This window comes from Hydrogenophaga sp. (assembly GCF_030158645.1).
Taxonomy (GTDB): Bacteria; Pseudomonadota; Gammaproteobacteria; order Burkholderiales; family Burkholderiaceae_C; genus Hydrogenophaga.
On the sequence record NZ_JAOASO010000085.1, the window covers coordinates 136,914 to 154,343 of the forward strand.

17 protein-coding genes are annotated in these 17,430 nt (G+C 67.5%); 13 read left to right on the forward strand and 4 right to left on the reverse strand.

Going from position 1 to position 17,430, the window contains the following annotated elements:
* Positions 1–27 precede the first annotated feature (27 nt).
* The 4 genes from Q1W68_RS08875 to Q1W68_RS08890 are packed head-to-tail and all read left to right on the forward strand — an operon-like array spanning position 28 to position 3,070.
* Positions 28–1,026, forward strand: coding sequence for a KpsF/GutQ family sugar-phosphate isomerase (locus Q1W68_RS08875; RefSeq protein ID WP_300650152.1), 999 nt, complete (start codon positions 28–30; stop codon positions 1,024–1,026).
* Complete coding sequence (locus tag Q1W68_RS08880) at positions 1,027–1,590, forward strand: HAD family hydrolase (protein ID WP_300650150.1); 564 nt, start codon at positions 1,027–1,029, stop codon at positions 1,588–1,590.
* Positions 1,587–2,258: an LPS export ABC transporter periplasmic protein LptC gene (gene lptC / locus Q1W68_RS08885; RefSeq protein ID WP_300650148.1), complete on the forward strand. Its 672-nt coding sequence runs from the start codon at positions 1,587–1,589 to the stop codon at positions 2,256–2,258. Before Q1W68_RS08880 ends, lptC begins: the two co-directional genes overlap by 4 nt.
* A 5-nt stretch (positions 2,259–2,263) precedes the next feature.
* Complete coding sequence (locus tag Q1W68_RS08890; protein ID WP_300650146.1) at positions 2,264–3,070, forward strand: SDR family oxidoreductase; 807 nt, start codon at positions 2,264–2,266, stop codon at positions 3,068–3,070.
* A gap of 117 nt (positions 3,071–3,187) precedes the next feature.
* On the opposite strand, the gene Q1W68_RS08895 is transcribed toward Q1W68_RS08890, so the two are convergent.
* Complete coding sequence (locus tag Q1W68_RS08895) at positions 3,188–3,619, reverse strand: RNA-binding protein (RefSeq protein ID WP_069048428.1); 432 nt, start codon at positions 3,617–3,619, stop codon at positions 3,188–3,190.
* 397 nt (positions 3,620–4,016) lie between these two features.
* Here Q1W68_RS08895 and Q1W68_RS08900 point away from each other — a divergent pair, with 397 nt between their 5' ends.
* Positions 4,017–5,186 carry a homoserine O-acetyltransferase gene (locus tag Q1W68_RS08900; RefSeq protein WP_300716238.1) on the forward strand — a complete coding sequence of 390 codons (1,170 nt, stop codon included), beginning with the start codon at positions 4,017–4,019 and terminating at the stop codon, positions 5,184–5,186.
* Positions 5,183–5,764 carry a methionine biosynthesis protein MetW gene (gene metW / locus Q1W68_RS08905; RefSeq protein WP_300716240.1) on the forward strand — a complete coding sequence of 194 codons (582 nt, stop codon included), beginning with the start codon at positions 5,183–5,185 and terminating at the stop codon, positions 5,762–5,764. Before Q1W68_RS08900 ends, metW begins: the two co-directional genes overlap by 4 nt.
* Positions 5,765–5,770: 6 nt before the next feature.
* Here the strand turns inward: metW and Q1W68_RS08910 are convergent, their stop codons facing one another.
* Complete coding sequence (locus Q1W68_RS08910; RefSeq protein ID WP_300652169.1) at positions 5,771–6,457, reverse strand: transglutaminase family protein; 687 nt, start codon at positions 6,455–6,457, stop codon at positions 5,771–5,773.
* Positions 6,458–6,696: 239 nt separating this feature from the next.
* On the opposite strand from Q1W68_RS08910, the gene Q1W68_RS08915 reads away from it, so the two are divergent.
* From Q1W68_RS08915 to Q1W68_RS08945, 7 genes are all read left to right on the forward strand, one after another.
* Positions 6,697–8,271: a methyl-accepting chemotaxis protein gene (locus Q1W68_RS08915; RefSeq protein ID WP_300661641.1), complete on the forward strand. Its 1,575-nt coding sequence runs from the start codon at positions 6,697–6,699 to the stop codon at positions 8,269–8,271.
* A gap of 134 nt (positions 8,272–8,405) precedes the next feature.
* Positions 8,406–8,933, forward strand: coding sequence for a chemotaxis protein CheW (locus Q1W68_RS08920; RefSeq protein ID WP_300652173.1), 528 nt, complete (start codon positions 8,406–8,408; stop codon positions 8,931–8,933).
* Between the two features lie 41 nt (positions 8,934–8,974).
* Positions 8,975–10,759, forward strand: coding sequence for a methyl-accepting chemotaxis protein (locus tag Q1W68_RS08925; protein WP_300716245.1), 1,785 nt, complete (start codon positions 8,975–8,977; stop codon positions 10,757–10,759).
* Between the two features lie 59 nt (positions 10,760–10,818).
* The gene (locus Q1W68_RS08930) at positions 10,819–12,246 is read left to right on the forward strand and encodes a methyl-accepting chemotaxis protein (RefSeq protein ID WP_300716246.1); all 1,428 of its coding nucleotides are present in this window, start codon (positions 10,819–10,821) and stop codon (positions 12,244–12,246) included.
* 60 nt (positions 12,247–12,306) lie between these two features.
* Complete coding sequence (locus tag Q1W68_RS08935) at positions 12,307–13,878, forward strand: methyl-accepting chemotaxis protein (protein WP_300716249.1); 1,572 nt, start codon at positions 12,307–12,309, stop codon at positions 13,876–13,878.
* Positions 13,879–13,994: 116 nt separating this feature from the next.
* On the forward strand, positions 13,995–15,497 hold the full coding sequence (locus Q1W68_RS08940) for a M20/M25/M40 family metallo-hydrolase (protein WP_300716251.1): 1,503 nt from the start codon (positions 13,995–13,997) through the stop codon (positions 15,495–15,497).
* A 34-nt stretch (positions 15,498–15,531) separates the two neighbouring features.
* Entirely contained in the window at positions 15,532–16,395 is an 864-nt protein-coding gene (locus tag Q1W68_RS08945) for an alpha/beta hydrolase (RefSeq protein WP_300660480.1), read from the forward strand.
* A gap of 4 nt (positions 16,396–16,399) precedes the next feature.
* Here the strand turns inward: Q1W68_RS08945 and Q1W68_RS08950 are convergent, their stop codons facing one another.
* Entirely contained in the window at positions 16,400–16,897 is a 498-nt protein-coding gene (locus tag Q1W68_RS08950) for a YidB family protein (protein WP_300648947.1), read from the reverse strand.
* Positions 16,898–16,921: 24 nt separating this feature from the next.
* Positions 16,922–17,430, reverse strand: a 509-nt coding sequence (locus Q1W68_RS08955) for an MFS transporter (RefSeq protein WP_300716255.1), incomplete at its 5' end; no start/stop codon positions are given.

Consider the following 17,430-nt stretch of genomic DNA (forward strand, 5'->3'; position numbering starts at 1 on the left):
CGGCAGACCCACGGCGATAATCCGGCCATGACCTTGCCCGCCACCTTTGACGCTGCCCGTGCCCTGGCCATGGCCCACGAGACGCTGAGCATCGAGGCGCAGGCCGTCACGGCCATGGCCCTGCGCATGGACGACAGCTTTGCCACCGCGGTGGCCACCATGCTGTCGTGCAGCGGCCGAGTGGTCGTCATGGGCATGGGCAAGAGCGGTCACATCGGCCGCAAGATCGCCGCTACCCTGGCTTCCACCGGCACGCCCGCGCAGTTCGTGCACCCGGCCGAAGCCAGCCACGGTGACCTGGGCATGGTCACGCCCGCCGACGTGGTGCTGGGCATCAGCAACAGCGGCGAGAGCGAAGAGCTCAACGCCATCCTCCCCCTCATCAAGCGCATGGGCGTGCCCCTGATCGCCCTCACCGGGCGCCCCGGGTCCACGCTCGCGCGCCACGCGATCGCGGTGCTCGACAGCTCGGTCGACAAGGAGGCCTGCCCGCACAACCTGGCCCCCACCGCCAGCACCACCGCACAACTCGCCATGGGCGATGCGCTCGCCGTGGCGCTGCTCGATGCGCGTGGTTTCAAGGCCGACGACTTTGCCCGCTCGCACCCCGGTGGCGCGCTCGGGCGCAAGCTGCTCACCCATGTGAGCGACGTGATGCGCAGCGGCGCCGACGTTCCGCGCGTGAGCCCGCAGGCCAGCCTGATGGAACTCATGGGCGTGATCAGCGCCAAGGGCCTGGGCATGAGCGCGGTGGTCGACGCCGACGACCGCGTGCTCGGCATCTTCACCGACGGCGACCTGCGCCGCTTGATTGAAAAAACCGGCAGCAGTGCCGACCTGCGCACCCTGCGCGCGGTCGATGTGATGCACGTTCAGCCGCGCACCGTGCTGGCCGATGCGTTGGCGGTGGAGGCGGCCGGCGTGATGGAAGCCAGCCGCATCACCAGCGTGCTGGTGGTGGACGCGCAGGGCCGCCTCATCGGCGCGCTCAACACCAACGACCTGATGCGTTCGAAAGTGATCTGAATGAACGCCTTGCCCGCCTTGCGCCCGGCGCTCAACTTTGCGCCCGAACTGCTGCTGCTGGCGCAGGGCATCCGCGTGGTGTTTTTCGATGTGGACGGTGTGCTCACCGACGGCGGCCTGTACTTCAGCGAGTCGGGCGAAACCCTCAAGCGCTTTCACACGCTGGACGGCCACGGCATCAAGCTGCTGCAGCGCGCCGGCATCACGCCGGCGGTGGTGACCGGGCGCGACTCGGCGGCCCTGCGCGCGCGTCTGAAGGCTCTGGGCGTGGCGCACGTGCGTTTCGGCACCGAGGACAAACGCCCCGCGGCCGAAGAGATCCTGGCCGAGCTGGGCCTGGACTGGTCGGCGGCCGCTGCCATGGGCGACGATTGGCCCGACCTGCCCATGCTGCGCCGCGCTGCGCTGGCGTGCGCCCCCTCCACCGCCCACGCCGAGGTGCTGGCCGTGGCGCACCACGTCACCACCCGCCTGCCGGGCGCCGGTGCCGTGCGCGACCTGTGCGACCTGCTGCTCGTGGCCAGCGGTGTTTACGCCCGCGAGCTGGAAGCGGCTGCCCGATGAGCACGTCCGATCCGCTGGACTTCCTGGACACGGTCGACCTGACCGAGCCCGCGGCCCGGCCGCCCAAACGCAAGCCCAAGCTGCTCGACCGCATCTCCATTTACCTGCCGGTGCTGCTCATGGGCCTGCTGGCGCTGGCGTCTTACTGGCTGCTGCGCGCCACCCCCGCGCCCGAGGCGCCCCAGGCCGCGCGGCCGGTGAGCAGCGAGCCCGACTACTTCATGCGCGGTTTTTCCGTCAAGGCCTTCGACGCCGACGGCTCGCTCAAGTCCGAGGTGCTGGGCGACGAGGCCCGCCACCACCCCGACGACGACCGCATCGAGATCGACAACGCCCGCATCCGCAACATCGGCCCCGAGGGCCGGCCCACCGTGGCCACGGCGAAGCTCGTCACCACCAACGCCGACAACAGCGAGTTCGTCCTGCAAGGCGATGCCGTGGTGGTGCGTGAAGCCGCCACCGGGCCCAACGGCCAGGCACTGCCCCGGCTGGAATTCCGGGGCGAATACCTCAAGGTGTTCGTGGACCCCGAGCGGGTCGTGTCCGACCAGCCCGTCACCCTGTTGCGCGGCACCGACCGCCTGGTGGCCGACTCGCTCGACTACCGGGGCGACACCGGCATGGCGGATTTCAAGGGCCGGGTGAAAGCGCAACTGATCCCCCGCTGAACACCATGACCACCCCAGACGCCACATCGCCACTGGCCTTCATCACCGGCGCCTCCAGCGGCATCGGCCAGGCCCTGGCGGCCCGCTTCGCCCGCAGCGGTTACCGGCTTGCCCTGGTGGCCCGACGCACCGCCGAGATGCAGGCCTTTGCCGACGCCCACGGCTGGGATGCCGGTCGCTGCCGCGTGTATGGCGCAGACGTGGCCGACATCCACAGCATCGTGGCCGCCGGGCAGGCGTGTTTGCAGGCACAGGGTGTGCCCGACGTGGTGGTGGCCAACGCCGGCGTGAGCATCGGCATGGACACCCGCGAACGCGACGACCTGGACGTGATGGCGCGCACTTTCGCGCTCAACAACACCGGCGTGGCCGCCACCTTCCACCCGTTCGTGGCGGCCATGGCGGCGCGTGGCAGCGGCGCGCTGGTGGGCATCGCCAGCGTGGCGGCCATCCGCGGCCTGCCCGGGCACGGCGCCTACTGCGCGAGCAAAGCCGCCGTGGTGGCGTATTGCGAGAGCCTGCGCGGTGAACTGCGTGGCAGCGGCGTGTCGGTCGTGACCCTGTTGCCGGGCTATGTGGACACGCCGCTGACGCGCGAGAACCGCTACGCCATGCCGTTCCTGCTGAGCCCCGAGACCTTTGCCGACCGCGCGTTTGATGCCATCGTGGGAGGCGTGAGCTACCGCGTGATTCCCTGGCAAATGGGCGTGGTGGCCAAGCTGCTGCGCCTGTTGCCCAACGCGGTGTTCGATCGGGCCTTGTCGGGCCGCGCGCGCAAGCACCGGCAAGGCGGAGCCCAGAGCGGCCCTTGATCGGGGGCCATGGGAGCGCCCATGAAAAAACCCCTGGGGCCCAAAGCCGCAGGGGTTTTTTCCTGGCTGATCGGCGGATCCTGAGATCCGCTGAATCAAGCTGATCGGGGGAGTCGATCAGTAGCCGCCACGGCCACCGCCGCCGCCGCCACCTTCACGACGGCCACCGCCGCCACCGCCACCGCCGTAGGGGCTGCGGAAACCACCGTCGCTGCCGCCACCACCGCCACCACCACCGTAGCCGCCGCCACCGCTGCGGCCACCGCCGAAGCCGCCGCCACCGGAGCGGGGAGGACGGGCTTCCATCGGACGGGCTTCGTTCACCACCAGGCTGCGACCGCCCAGGGACTGGCCGTTCATGCCTTCAACAGCGGCTTGCGCTTCGGCATCGTTGCCCATTTCGACAAAGCCGAAACCTTTGGAACGGCCGGTATCGCGCTCCATCATGACTTTGGCGCTGTTGACCGAGCCATAAGCGCTGAATGCTTGCTGCAGGTCTTCGTCGCGGACGGTGTATGGCAGGTTGCCAACGTACAGTTTGTTGCCCATGTTCGGGACTCCTAATAACACTGATGAAAATAGCGATGGAGCCCCGTTAGCACACAAAACCTGTAGCACGCGAAACCGACCGATCACTTGTCAAAACGAGCGCCTTGGGCGCTCGCCAGCGGATTATGCGCGCAGCGCCGCGAAAACAGTAACTATTTTTCAGGACGCCCGTGCCCCGTCTGGCCGCGACGTGGCCATACAACACGGGCGCCTTGCCCCGCCGTGCGGCGCAAACCGGCGCTTCAATTTATACTGCCCACCCACAGCGCCGATTTGTTCCGAATTGCGGGCGCTCTAAAAATGCCGCTAAAGAAGAGACTCCTGGTCCAGCATCCCGGTCTCGCTCTTGGCGGTACCGGGATTTTTTTCGGGCGCGCGCCGCCCACAGGACACCAGCTTGATCGTCACGCCCCAAACGTTCCGATTCACCGAACCGCTGCCGCTGCGCAGCGGCGCCAGCCTGCCCGCCTACGAGCTGGTGGTGGAGACCTACGGCACGCTCAATGCCGAGCGCTCCAACGCGGTGCTCATCTGCCACGCGCTCAACGCCTCGCACCACGTGGCGGGCCGCCACGCCGACGAACACGGCAAGCCGATCGCGCGCAGCGAAGGCTGGTGGGACAACATGATCGGCCCCGGCAAGCCGGTGGACACCGACCGCTTCTTCGTGATCGGCGTGAACAACCTCGGCTCTTGCTTCGGCTCCACCGGACCCACCCACACCAACCCGGCCACCGGCGCGCCCTGGGGCGCGGATTTTCCGGTGGTCACCGTCGAAGACTGGGTGGACGCGCAGGCGCGGTTGCTGGACGCCATGGGCATTGAGACGCTGGCGGCCGTGATGGGTGGCAGCCTGGGCGGCATGCAGACCCTGAGCTGGACCTTGCAGTACCCGGCGCGCGTGCGCCACGCGGTGGTGGTGGCCAGCGCGCCCAACCTCACGGCCGAGAACATCGCGTTCAACGAGGTGGCGCGCCGCGCCATCGTGACCGACCCCGACTTCCACGGCGGCCACTACCTGCGCGAGGGCACCTTGCCCCGGCGCGGTTTGCGCATCGCCCGCATGATCGGCCACATCACCTACCTCAGCGACGACGTGATGAACGAGAAGTTCGGGCGGAGTTTGAGGTCGAGTGACGACACCGATCCCCCCGCGGCGGCCGAGCTGGCCTACCGCTACACCACGCAGGACGTGGAGTTCCAGATCGAGAGCTACCTGCGCTACCAGGGCGACAAGTTCAGCGAGTACTTCGACGCCAACACCTACCTGCTGATCACCCGCGCGCTGGATTACTTCGACCCGGCGCGCGAGCACGGCGGCAGCTTGAGCGCTGCGCTGGCCAAGGCGCGCGCCAAATTCCTGCTGGTGAGCTTCACGACCGACTGGCGGTTCTCGCCCAAACGAAGCCGCGAGATCGTCAAGGCTTTGCTGGAGAACCGGCGCGACGTGAGCTACGCCGAGATCGACGCGCCGCACGGGCACGACGCCTTTTTGCTCGACGACCCGCGCTACCTCAACGCGGTGCGCGCCTACTTTGAGCACACCATCGCGGGAGGCGTGCAATGAGCGACACACGCTTGATGGAAAGCATCGCCCGCCTGGTGCCACCCGGCTCGCGCGTGCTCGACCTGGGCTGCGGCGACGGCGCCATGCTGGCCCACCTGCAGGCCACGCGCGCCTGCAGCGGCTATGGGGTGGAAATCGACGACGCCAAGGTGCTGGCCTGTGTGCGCCGCGGTGTGAACGTGCTGCAACTCAACCTGGAAGACGGGTTGAGCACCTTCGGCGACAACGCCTTTGACGTGGTGCTGCAGATCGACACGCTGCAACACCTGCGCAACGCCGAGACCATGCTGCGCGAGACCGCGCGCGTGGGCCGCATCGGCGTGGTCGCGTTCCCCAACTTCGCGCACTGGCCCAACCGGCTGGCGGTGGTGCAGGGCCGCATGCCCGTGACCAAGCGCCTGCCCTACCAGTGGTACGACACGCCCAACATCCGCGTGGGCACGCACGCCGACTTCGAGGTGCTGGCGCGCCGCAATGGCCTGACCATCGAGAAGAGCTTCGGCCTGCACGAGGGCGAAGAGGTGCACCGCTGGCCCAACCTGCTGGCCAGCACGGCGGTGTTCCGCTTCACGACCTGAGCCTGGTCAGCCGCGCGAAGCCTCGCGCGCCGCGTCCGCCGCAAAGTCGCCCTCGATGGGCTGTCCCGCAGTGATCGACGGGTAGACCTCGGCAAACACGGCCCGGATCTGGGCCAGCGGCAGATCGTCAAAGGCGCCGTGATCGTTCACGTACTCCATGTGCTGGCGGCCGGCCCGGTCGAACGCGTGGTACAGCGAATCGTGCACGCCGTCGAACTCCAGCGGCAGCAGCCCGAACTTGTCGCACAGCTCGATGTTGAACGCCGGCGTCGCCTTGCGCCAGGCGCCGTCGATCCACAGCTCGGTGTAGCCGTGCCACGCGAACACGTCGGTTTTCATGGTCTCGCGCAGCTTCTCGGTGGACAGGTGGTTTTTCACGTCGGCAAACCCCAGCCGCGCCGGAATGCCCGCCGCCCGCGCCAGCGCCGCCAGCAGCACCGCCTTGGGCACGCACCAGCCAAAACCTTGCGCGAGCACCGTGCTGGCGGTCATGCCGTGGTCCGAGAGGTCGATGCGGTAGGGGTCGTAGCGGATCTGGTCGCGCACCGCGAGGTAGAGCGCCACGGCCTTTTCCCGATCGCTCGCACCCTGCGCATGGGCTCGGGCGAACGAGACGATCGCGGGGTGGTCGCTGTCGATCGTGCGTGTGGCGCTCGTGCAGCCCGGTGCCATCGGCTTCAAAGGGGTGTTCATGCCACCAAGTTAACCGATTTGCCCGTCCGTCGTTTTGAGCGGCGGCAGCCCTCAAGTTTTTTCAGGGGATCGCGCTGTGCGTGAGAAACCGCATATGAATTGGTGAATGTTGATAGCCAGTGCCTAAAGCGGGGCCGGTGTGCACCGATACACAAGGCAGACGGCGGTGGTGACGAGTCCCAACCGACCGCCGGGTTCGCCGCACCCCGTCCACTGCGCGGCATTTCTGACGCCAGACCATGTCCTCCAAAACCCCCGTCCGGGTCCGTACCCAACTCACGTCGTTGTGCGCTCTCCTGGTGGTTCTCATGATCGCCGTCGGCCTGTGGGGCGCGGCCTTGGCGCGCGAGCAGTCCGCGCTCATGCTCTCCATGTACCAGGACCGCGTGGTGCCGCTGGCGCAACTCAAGCGCGTGGCCGACCAGTACGCGGTCAACATCGTCGATGCGGCTCACAAGGCGGCCGACGGCGCGCTGACGCCCGAGCAGACCTTGCAGGCCGTGGGGCAGGCGCGCGACACCATCCGCACCGCCTGGACCGCCTACCTGGCCACCGAACTGGTGAGCGAGGAAAAGCGGTTGATCGCGCAACTGTTGCCGTTGATGGCGGCGGCCGATGCGTCGGTGCTTCAGCTGGAAGCGCTGGTTCGTGGCGGCGACATGACCTCGCTGCAAACCTACACCGCGCGCGAGATGTACCCGGTCTTCGATCCCTTGCAAGAGGTGGTGGGCCAGCTGATCCAGCTGCAGGTGGACGTGGCCCGCGAGAGCTACGAGCAGGCACAGGTCGACATTCGCGAAGCCTTCTCCGGCATGGCGGCGCTCGCGGCCCTGGCCATCGCCATGGGCGTCTCGCTCGCCTTCTGGATCATCCGCGGCCTCGACCGTTCGCTCGGCGCCGAGCCGCACGAAGTGCGCGACGTGGCCGCTGCGATCGCCGGGGGCGATCTTGGGCAGGAATTGCGCGTGCGCCCGGGGGACGCCACCAGCCTCATGGCCACCATGCACCACATGCGCCAGCGCCTGCGCGTCATGGTGACCGAGGTGCGCGAAAACGCGGGCGGCGTGGCTTCGGCCAGTGAACAGATTGCCCTGGGCAACCAGGACCTGAGCTCGCGCACCGAAGAGCAGGCCAGCGCCTTGCAGCAGACCGCGGCTTCCATGGAAGAGGTGGGCACGACGGTGACCCACAACGCCGAGAACGCGCGCCAGGCCAGCGAGCTCGCCCAGCAAGCCTCGGCGGTGGCCACCGAAGGCGGCGCGATGGTGGCCCGGGTGGTGGTCACGATGGACCAGATCAACGACAGCAGCAAAAAAATGAGCGACATCATTGGCGTCATCGACGGCATCGCTTTCCAGACCAACATCCTCGCGCTCAACGCCGCGGTGGAGGCCGCGCGGGCCGGTGAGCAAGGCCGGGGTTTTGCGGTGGTGGCCGCCGAAGTGCGCAACCTCGCGCAGCGCAGTGCTGCCGCGGCCAAGGAGATCAAGGTGCTGATCGGTGCCAGCGAAGACCAGGTGGGACTCGGCGTTTCCCTGGTGGACCAGGCGGGCAGCACGATGCAGAAGGTGGTGGACGCCATCCACCGCGTCTCGGCCATCGTGCGCGACATCAGCGATGCCAGCCGCGAACAGAGCACGGGTGTTTCCCAGGTGGGTGACGCGGTCAGCCAGATGGACCAGGTCACCCAGCAGAACGCGGCGCTGGTGGAAGAGAGCGCCGCCGCGGCCGCTTCCCTGACGCACCAGGCCCAGCGGCTGGTGCAGGCGTTGGCCGTGTTCCGGCTGGAGCCTGGCCAGCCGCCAACGGCCTGAAATCGCCCGTCAAGCGAGTTCAAAAGCATTCATGGCCCGGTTTTGACCGGGCTTTGTCTTTTTATTTCCGGCTTTAGCCGGCGCCCGACTCGCCGATATTCATCTGACCAACCCGATAACCGAGGACCCATCCCATGGACATGCGCAACGAAGCCAGCCACATCGCCCGCCACGACAGCGCCCGCGCAGCGGCCGCCCAAAAGGCCAGCGCCGAATTCCTGACCTTCCGCCTGGGCGGCGAGGAGTACGGCATCGACATCCTGCGTGTGCAGGAAATCCGCTCTTATGAAGAGCCCACCCGCATCGCCAACGCGCCCTCGTTCATCAAGGGCGTGGTCAACCTGCGCGGTGTGATCGTGCCGGTGGTGGACCTGCGCATCAAGCTCGGTTGTGACAAGGTGGAATACAACGGCTTCACCGTGGTGATCGTGCTCAACGTGCGCGGCCGTGTGGTCGGTGCCGTGGTGGACTCGGTGTCCGACGTGCTGGAACTCGCCGGCGAGTTGATCAAGCCCGCACCCGAGATGAACACCAACGTGGACACCAGCTTCATCACCGGCATCGCCAGCGTGGGCGAACGCATGCTGATCCTCATGGACATCGAAGCCCTCATGTCGAGCACCGACATGGGCTTGATGGACACCACGCAGTCCCTCCAGTGAGTGCGCCAGCACTTTCCTCTCAGATTTCGCAGGAGACCCCCATGTTCAACCGCCTCAAGATCGGCCAGCGCCTGACGCTCGGCTTTGCCAGCGTCCTCGTGCTGCTGGTGGCACTCACCGCCCTGGCCTGGACCAGTTTGCAGACCGCACAAGGCTCCACCGCCAGAGTGATCGAGATGGAACACCGTTCTTCGTTGATGGAGGAATGGCTGGCCAGCACGCGCCTGAACATCAACCGCGTGCTGGGCGTGGCCAAGTCGGGCGCCAACCCCGAGGTGGACGCCTACTTCAAACCCCTGATCGCGCAGACCACCGAGCGCATCAACGAATTGCAGAAGACACTGGATGCCGAGGTCACCAGTGAAAAGGGCAAGGCCCTGATGAAGGACATTGCCGATCGCCGCGCCGAGTACATTGCCGTGCGCAAGACCTACTTCGACACGCTCAAGAGCGGGGACATTGCCGTGGCGGCCCAGCAGCTCGATTCAGCGTTGCTGCCGGCGGCCAACCGCTACACCGACACCATGGTGGAGTTGCAAAAGTACCAACGCGAACTGGTCAACGTGGCGGTGGCGGCGTCGGAACAGACGGTCAACCGCCAGGCAATGATCATCATGGTCCTGGCCGCCCTGGCCGTGGTCCTGGCCAGCCTGGTGGCGTGGCGCATCACGGTGTCGGTGACCGCGCCGCTGCACGAGGCCGTCGGCATCGCCACGGCGGTGGCGGCAGGTGACCTCAATGGCCACGTGCAGACGACGCGCAAGGACGAGCTGGGCGACCTGCTGAACGCCCTGGCGTCGATGAAAACCTCGCTGATCCAGACCGTGGGTCAGGTGCGCAGCGCCACCGACAGCATCAACACCGCTTCGTATGAAATCGCCTCGGGCAACCAGGACCTGAGCGCGCGCACCGAGCAGGCCGCGAGCAACCTGGAAGAGACCGCGGCCTCGATGGAACAACTCACCAGCACCGTGCGCCAGAGCGCGGACGCTGCGCGCCAGGCCAACCAGCTGGCCGCGAGTGCGGCCGAGATCGCCGTGCGCGGTGGTCAGGTGGTGGGCCAGGTGGTCACGACCATGGACGAGATCAACCACAGCAGCAAGAAGATCAGCGACATCATCGGCGTCATCGACGGCATTGCCTTCCAGACCAACATCCTGGCGCTGAACGCGGCGGTGGAAGCCGCGCGCGCCGGTGAGCAGGGCCGGGGCTTTGCGGTGGTGGCCGGTGAGGTGCGCAACCTGGCGCAGCGCAGCGCAGAAGCCGCCAAGGAAATCAAGAACCTGATCGGTGCCAGCGTGGACCGCGTGGAAGCGGGCTCGCGGCTGGTGGCCGACGCGGGGCAGACGATGAGCGAGATCGTGGGCTCGGTGCAGCGCGTCTCCGACATCATCGGCGAGATCACGGCGGCGGCCGGCGAGCAGAGCGACGGCATCGGGCAGGTCAACGTGGCGGTGACGCAGCTGGACCAGATGACGCAGCAGAACGCCGCGCTGGTGGAAGAAAGTGCCGCTGCTGCCGAGAGCCTGAAAGACCAGGCCAGCCGCCTGACCGAGGTCATCAAGATCTTCCGCATCGACTCGGCCCAGGCTTACAGCGCCCCGGCGACCGTGGTGGCCAAGCCGGCCAACACCTTCAAGCCAGTGGCCCACAAGCCCGCCAGCCTCAGACCCGTCGCTGCAAAGCCCGCCTTGTCGGCACCGGCCACCCCCAAAACCGAGGCCTTGCCGCGTCCGGCGGCCACACCGGCGGCCGTTGTGCGCCCTGCGCCCGCCGTCCGCCCCGCGGTGGCGGCGGGTGCCGAAGGCGACTGGGAAAGTTTCTGAGTTGCCTCTGACCGCCGAGCCTCGCCGGCGGTTCTTTTCTCCCTGCAACGAAAGCACCCGTGAACGCCTCGCCTCTGTCGCACGTCCCGAAGTCACATCCACCAGAGGCCCAAGCCGTGCTGGGTGACCAGGTGATGCTCGCGGCCATCATCTTGAGCGCGCTGGGTGCTGTGGTGATCGGCTTCACACATTACGAGCTCACGCTGGCGCTGATGGGCGCCTTGCTGTTGTCGGGGCTGGGGTTGGCGGCTTACGTTCTCGGGCGCGGTTCGCTCGCCTCACGCCTGGTGCTCACGTTCGCGCAGGCCGCTTTGGTGGCGTTGCACATCCAACTGGCGCACGGTGAGTCCGAGTTCCACTTTGGCATTTTTGTCACCCTCGCCCTGCTGCTGGTTTACCTGGACTGGCGGCCGATCGTGTTTGCAGCGGGCTTGTTTGCCGTTCATCACGTGTTGTTTGACCGTCTGCAGGCCATGGGCCTGGGCTTCTACTGCACCACCGAGGCCAACTTCTGGCGTGTCATGTTGCACGCGGCCTATGTGGTGGTCCAGACGGGTCTCGAGGTGGTCTTGGCTGTGAGCATGGGGCGAACCGCGCGCGAGGGCGCTGAACTCGGACGCATGGTGAAGGCGATTGATCAGGAAGACGGTATTGCGCTGGATGCCGGCGGCATGGTCGTGAGCAGCACGGGAGCACGCGCTTTGCAGAGCGCGTTGCAAAAGATGCGCGCGACGGTGGCATCGGTCCAGTCGTCGGCCGACTCCATCCAGTCCGCCAGTCGCGAAATCGCCTCGGGCAACCAGGACCTGAGCGCGCGCACCGAGCAGGCCGCGAGCAACCTGGAAGAGACCGCGGCCTCGATGGAACAACTCACCAGCACCGTGCGCCAGAGCGCGGACGCTGCGCGCCAGGCCAACCAGCTGGCCGCGAGTGCGGCCGAGATCGCCGTGCGCGGTGGTCAGGTGGTGGGCCAGGTGGTCACGACCATGGACGAGATCAACCACAGCAGCAAGAAGATCAGCGACATCATCGGTGTCATCGACGGCATTGCCTTCCAGACCAACATCCTGGCCTTGAACGCGGCGGTGGAAGCCGCGCGCGCCGGTGAGCAGGGCCGGGGCTTTGCGGTGGTGGCCGGTGAGGTGCGCAACCTGGCGCAGCGCAGCGCAGAAGCCGCCAAGGAAATCAAGAACCTGATCGGTGCCAGCGTGGACCGCGTGGAAGCGGGCTCGCGGCTGGTGGCCGACGCGGGGCAGACGATGAGCGAGATCGTGGGCTCGGTGCAGCGCGTCTCCGACATCATCGGCGAGATCACGGCGGCGGCCGGCGAGCAGAGCGACGGCATCGGGCAGGTCAACGTGGCGGTGACGCAGCTGGACCAGATGACGCAGCAGAACGCCGCGCTGGTGGAAGAAAGCGCGGCCGCGGCCGAGAGCCTGAAAGACCAGGCCAGCCGCCTGACCGAGGTCATCAAGATCTTCCGATGACGGATCGCGCAGCACGTGCCTTCAGCCACTTCTCAATCGAATCACTCTCGAAGAACGACCATGCAAGCTTTGATGCGCCAGTTTTCCATCCGCACCCGAATGATGGGCGCCATCGGCGTCGTTCTGCTGTTGTTGACCATGATCGGCGGCGCCGGTCTGTGGGGCATGAACCGCCTGCACGCCCTGAGCGTGGAGTTTGTTGATCATGCTTTCGAAGAGACGCTGACCCTGTCGCGCCTGCAGGTGGCGCTGGGCGACATGGGTCGCTTCGAGAAGGACATGATCATTGCCTACGAGAAGCCCGAGGAAGTGGCGAAGGCCAAGGCCCAGTGGCAGGGCGCGCGCGACGCGGCCGTGCAGCAGATGGACCACATGCTGGTGGGCGATGAGGACGGCGACAACACCGTCGTGCGCGAGATGAAAGACCAGCTCACCGCCTACGCCAACGCGGTGGAGCCGGTCACGCGCCAGCTGGCCGACAACGGCTACGACACCGCCACCGTGGCCAACCGCATGCTGGCGCGCGCGCACGAGCAGTACGCCGGGCTCCTGGCCAACCTGAAGCGGGTGGAAGACGTGCTCAAGGTGGAGGCCGCCACGCTGCAACAGGAAGAGAAGGACATCAACGCCCAGACGCTGCTGATCTTCGGTGTGGCCGTGGCACTGGCCGCGCTGGTCGTGGTGCCCACCACACTGTCCAACATGCAGAGCATCTGCCAGCCGCTCAACGAAGCGCAGCGCGTGGCCACCGCCATCACCAACGGCGATCTGACCCAGACCGTTCACGTCAGCGGCAAGGACGAACTCGCGGCCCTCATGCAGGCCCTGGGGGGCATGCAGGCGTCGCTGGTGCGCATCGTGGGCGAGGTGCGCAACAGCACCGACAGCATCGGCACCGCCAGCGAAGAAATCGCCAGCGGCAACCAGGACCTGAGCGCGCGCACCGAGCAGGCCGCGAGCAACCTGCAGCAGACAGCTGCCAGCATCGACCAGATCAACAGCACCGTGCGCCAGAGTGCCGATTCGGCGCGCCAGGCCACGCAGATGGCCGTGGTCAACGCCGAGGTGGCGGTGCGCGGCGGTCAGGTGGTGAGCCAGGTGGTCACCACCATGAACGAGATCAACCAGAGCAGCCAGAAGATCGGCGACATCATCGGTGTCATCGACGGCATCGCCTTCCAGACCAACATCCTCGCGCTCAATGCGGCGGTGGAGGCGGCGCGCGCCGGTGAGCAGGGCCGTGGTTTTGCCGTGGTGGCGGCCGAGGTGCGCAGCCTGGCGCAGCGCAGTGCGCAGGCCGCCAAAGAAATCAAGGTGTTGATCGAGGCCAGCGTGGGCAAGGTCGAGACCGGCTCGCGCCTGGTGGCCCAGGCCGGCAGCACCATCGGCGAGATTGTGGCGAACGCAGAGAAAGTCTCGGCCTTCATCAGCGACATCACCACCGCCGCCCAGGAGCAGTCGCAAGGCATTGGCCAGGTCAACGCCGCCGTGACGCAGCTGGACCAGATGACGCAGCAGAACGCCGCGCTGGTGGAGCAAAGCGCCGCCGCCGCCGAAAGCCTCAAAGACCAGGCCAGCCGACTGGCCGAGGTGGTGCGGGTGTTCCGGTTGTCGGGTTCCGCTCACGCCTGAGGCGCGCGGAACCCTTGACGAGGACCGAGCGCGGCCACAAACGCCGGCCGCTCTGCCTATACTGCTCCGGGTAATGTCCCGGTCTTCGCGGGACACCCTGCCTGGAGACCGCCGTCATGAACGCCCGCCTGCCCCAAGCCCTGCCGCCGCTCGACCCCACTGCGCTGCAAAGCCACATCGAATCCGCCTGGCAGCAGACCATCGTCCCCGAGCTGGTGCGCTACATCGAGGTGCCGGCCAAGTCCCCGGCCTTCGACCCCGACTGGGCCCGCCACGGCCTGTTGGACCGGGTGCTGCGCGGCGCGGCCGACTGGGTGCAGGCGCAGAAGGTGGAAGGCCTCACGCTGGAGGTGATCCAGCTGCCCGACGCGCGCGGTGTGCCGCGCACGCCGGTGCTGTTTTTTGAAGTGCCGGCCTGCGCGGGCCGTGACGGCACGCCGGCACCGGCGTCGGGTCAGACCGTGCTGATGTACGGCCACCTCGACAAACAACCCGAGTTCAACGGCTGGCGCAGCGACCTGGGCCCCTGGATGCCCAAGATCGACGGCGGCAAGCTCTACGGCCGTGGCGGTGCCGACGACGGTTATGCGGTCTACGCCAGCATCGCCGCGCTGCAGGCGCTCAAAGCCCAGGGCGTGGCGCACCCGCGCATCGTCGGCCTGATCGAGACCTGTGAAGAAAGCGGCTCGGGCGACCTGCTGCCCTATGTGGACGCGCTGCGCACGCGCCTGGGCGACGTGGGCCTGGTGATCTGCCTGGACAGCGGCGCCGGCAACTACGACCAGCTCTGGCTCACCACCAGCCTGCGCGGCATGGCCAGCGGCGTGCTCAAGGTCGAGATCCTCACCGAGGGCATCCATTCCGGCGACGCCTCGGGGCTGGTGCCGTCGAGCTTCCGCATCATGCGCCAGGTCCTCGACCGGCTGGAAGACAGCGCCACCGGCCGCCTGCTGCCCGCCAACTTCCACTGCGAGGTGCCGGCCGAGCGCGTGGCGCAGGCGCGCGCGACCGCCGCCATCCTGGGTGACGAGATCTACAAACGCTTCCCCTGGGCGCACCACGACTGCGGCGGCTCCACCGTGTTCGCCCTGCCCACCACCACCGACCCGGTGGACGCCCTGCTCAACCGCACCTGGCGGCCCACGCTGTCGGTCACCGGCGCCGATGGTTTCCCCGAGATGCGCAATGCCGGGAACGTGCTGCGGCCTTACACCGCGTTCAAGCTGAGCCTGCGCCTGCCCCCGCTGGTGGACGCGCCCGCCGCCGTGCAGGAGCTCAAGGCGCTGCTGGAGGACAACGCGCCTTACCAGGCCAAGGTCACGTTTGAGGGTGAGGGCGCGGCCAGCGGCTGGAACGCGCCGGCCACCATGCCCTGGTTCGAGCAGGCCTTGCAGGACGCATCGCAGGCGCACTTTGGCGCTGGTTGCGGCACCATCGGCCAGGGGGGCACCATCCCGCTCATGAACATGCTCAGCCAGGGTTTCCCGACCGCGCAGATGATGGTGTGCGGCGTGCTCGGTCCCAAGAGCAATGCGCACGGCCCGAACGAATTCCTGCACCTGGACTACGCGCGCCGCCTGACCGCCACCGTCGCGCAGGTCATCGCCCGCATGCCCTGAACACGGCCCGTCCCATTTCTTTCCCTGCGCCGACATGACCGACACGACCCAGGCCCCCTTCACCTTGCGCGACGGCCTCAACCTCGCGTTGTACGACTGGCCGCTGCCGATGCGCCGCCGTCCGCGCGGCGTGGTGCTCATCGTGCACGGGCTGGGCGAGCACGCCTGGCGTTACGACGCCGTGGCGCGGCGTCTCAACGACTGGGGCTTCTTCGTGCGCGCCTTCGACCAGCGCGGCCACGGCGATTCGGGCGGCGCGCAGGGGGTGCTGCCCGACGACGACGCGCTGCTCGACGACCTGGCCGAGGTGCTGGACGACACGCGCCGCCACATCGCCCAGCCGTGGGCCTGTCCCCTCCTTCTCATGGGGCACAGCATGGGCGGTCTGGTGTCGGCCACCTTCGTGCAGCGCGGCATGGCCAAGGTCGACGGCCTGGTGCTGTCCTCGCCCGCGCTGCAGGCGGGCCTGGGTCTGGTGCAACGCAGGTTGATCGATCTGATGTACCGGTACGCACCCAACAAGACCCTGTCCAACGGGTTGGACGCGAGCAAGATTTCGCACAACCAGGCCACGGTGGCGGCCTATGAAAGGGACCGCCGCGTGCACGACCGCATCTCGGCGCGGCTGGCGCGTTTCATCGACAGCAACGGGCCCAGTGTGCTGGCGGCGGCGCCCGGCTGGAGCGTGCCGACCTTGCTCATGTTCGCGGGCGACGACCACCTGGTGAAGTCCGAAGGCAGTCGTGCCTTTGCTGCGGCTGCCCCCCGAAGCACCGTGCATTCACAGGCGTTCGAGGGCCTGTACCACGAGATCTTCAACGAAGCAGATCCGTCGGCCGTGTTCGGCACGCTCAAAGCCTGGCTGGACGTTCAGGCGCCCCAGCCCAGAACCGCCTGAGGCCCTAGCGGCGCGGCTGCATCAGGCCGCCGAGCATGCCCATCAGATCACCCGCTGCCGGGTTGCTCTGACCACCGAGCAAGGCGCCGAGTGCGCCCAGACCGTTGTCGGCCGGCACCTGGCCTTGTGGTGTTAGCTGGTCGATCAGCCCTGGCAGCAGGTCGGCCAAGGTGGTGGATGCCTGCCCCGGGTTGCCACCCAGCTGGGCGGCGATCATGCCCATGAGGTCCGGGCCGAGGGCCTGCCCGAGCCGATCGGGGTCCACCGGCTGGTTGGCACCCGTGCCCACCCACGATTGCGCGGCTTCCCCCAACCCGGCCGACTGCAGCTTGGCGAGCAAACCCTGCAAACCCCCTGCGTTGTTCAGCAGCGAGCTCACCAGGGTGATCAGCAGCTGTGGATTGAGGCCGCCAGCGCCCCCGGCGGGTGAGGCGTCGGCGCCGCGCTGGGCGCCCATGGCGGCTTCGGTGGCCGCGCCGATCAAAGAATCCAGCAATCCCATGCCGAGCCTCCGTGGTTACTTGGGTCAGGTCGGATTGTGGGCTTGCCGACCGCGCCATGCAAGCCAGACCAGGGCCGCTGCGGTGAGTCCCAGCGGCAACAGCGAGCCCACGTTCAACCATTGCCAGCCCTGCGTGGTCACCAGCGCGCCGGAGGCAAACGAGGTGAGCGCCATGGTGGCGAACACGCAGAAGTTGATGGCCGCCTGCGCGCGGTCTTTTTCCTCGGGTCGGTACGACTGCAGCGAGAGCGTGGTGCTGGCGGTGAAGAGGAAGTTCCAGCCCACGCCCAGCAGGAACAGGGCGATCAGGAACTGGTGCAGCTCCACGCCCGACAAAGCGATGACGACGCACAACACGTTGAGCGCGACACCGGTGCCCATGATGCTGAGCACACCAAACCGCTTGATCAGGTGGCCGGTGAAGAAGCCCGGCGCGAACATGCCGATCACGTGCCATTCGAGCACCAGGGCCGCGTCCTCGAACGGAAAACCGCAGACCTGCATGGCCAGCGGCGTGGCCGCCATCAGCAGGT

Coding starts and splice junctions, on each gene's coding strand:
- Q1W68_RS08875 (WP_300650152.1), top strand. CDS start 28: ATGACCTTGCCCGCCACCTTTGACGCTGCCCGTGCCCTGGCCATGGCC.
- Q1W68_RS08880 (WP_300650150.1), top strand. CDS start 1,027: ATGAACGCCTTGCCCGCCTTGCGCCCGGCGCTCAACTTTGCGCCCGAA.
- lptC (WP_300650148.1), top strand. CDS start 1,587: ATGAGCACGTCCGATCCGCTGGACTTCCTGGACACGGTCGACCTGACC.
- Q1W68_RS08890 (WP_300650146.1), top strand. CDS start 2,264: ATGACCACCCCAGACGCCACATCGCCACTGGCCTTCATCACCGGCGCC.
- Q1W68_RS08895 (WP_069048428.1), bottom strand. CDS start 3,619: ATGGGCAACAAACTGTACGTTGGCAACCTGCCATACACCGTCCGCGAC.
- metW (WP_300716240.1), top strand. CDS start 5,183: ATGAGCGACACACGCTTGATGGAAAGCATCGCCCGCCTGGTGCCACCC.
- Q1W68_RS08910 (WP_300652169.1), bottom strand. CDS start 6,457: ATGAACACCCCTTTGAAGCCGATGGCACCGGGCTGCACGAGCGCCACA.
- Q1W68_RS08915 (WP_300661641.1), top strand. CDS start 6,697: ATGTCCTCCAAAACCCCCGTCCGGGTCCGTACCCAACTCACGTCGTTG.
- Q1W68_RS08920 (WP_300652173.1), top strand. CDS start 8,406: ATGGACATGCGCAACGAAGCCAGCCACATCGCCCGCCACGACAGCGCC.
- Q1W68_RS08925 (WP_300716245.1), top strand. CDS start 8,975: ATGTTCAACCGCCTCAAGATCGGCCAGCGCCTGACGCTCGGCTTTGCC.
- Q1W68_RS08935 (WP_300716249.1), top strand. CDS start 12,307: ATGCAAGCTTTGATGCGCCAGTTTTCCATCCGCACCCGAATGATGGGC.
- Q1W68_RS08940 (WP_300716251.1), top strand. CDS start 13,995: ATGAACGCCCGCCTGCCCCAAGCCCTGCCGCCGCTCGACCCCACTGCG.
- Q1W68_RS08945 (WP_300660480.1), top strand. CDS start 15,532: ATGACCGACACGACCCAGGCCCCCTTCACCTTGCGCGACGGCCTCAAC.
- Q1W68_RS08950 (WP_300648947.1), bottom strand. CDS start 16,897: ATGGGATTGCTGGATTCTTTGATCGGCGCGGCCACCGAAGCCGCCATG.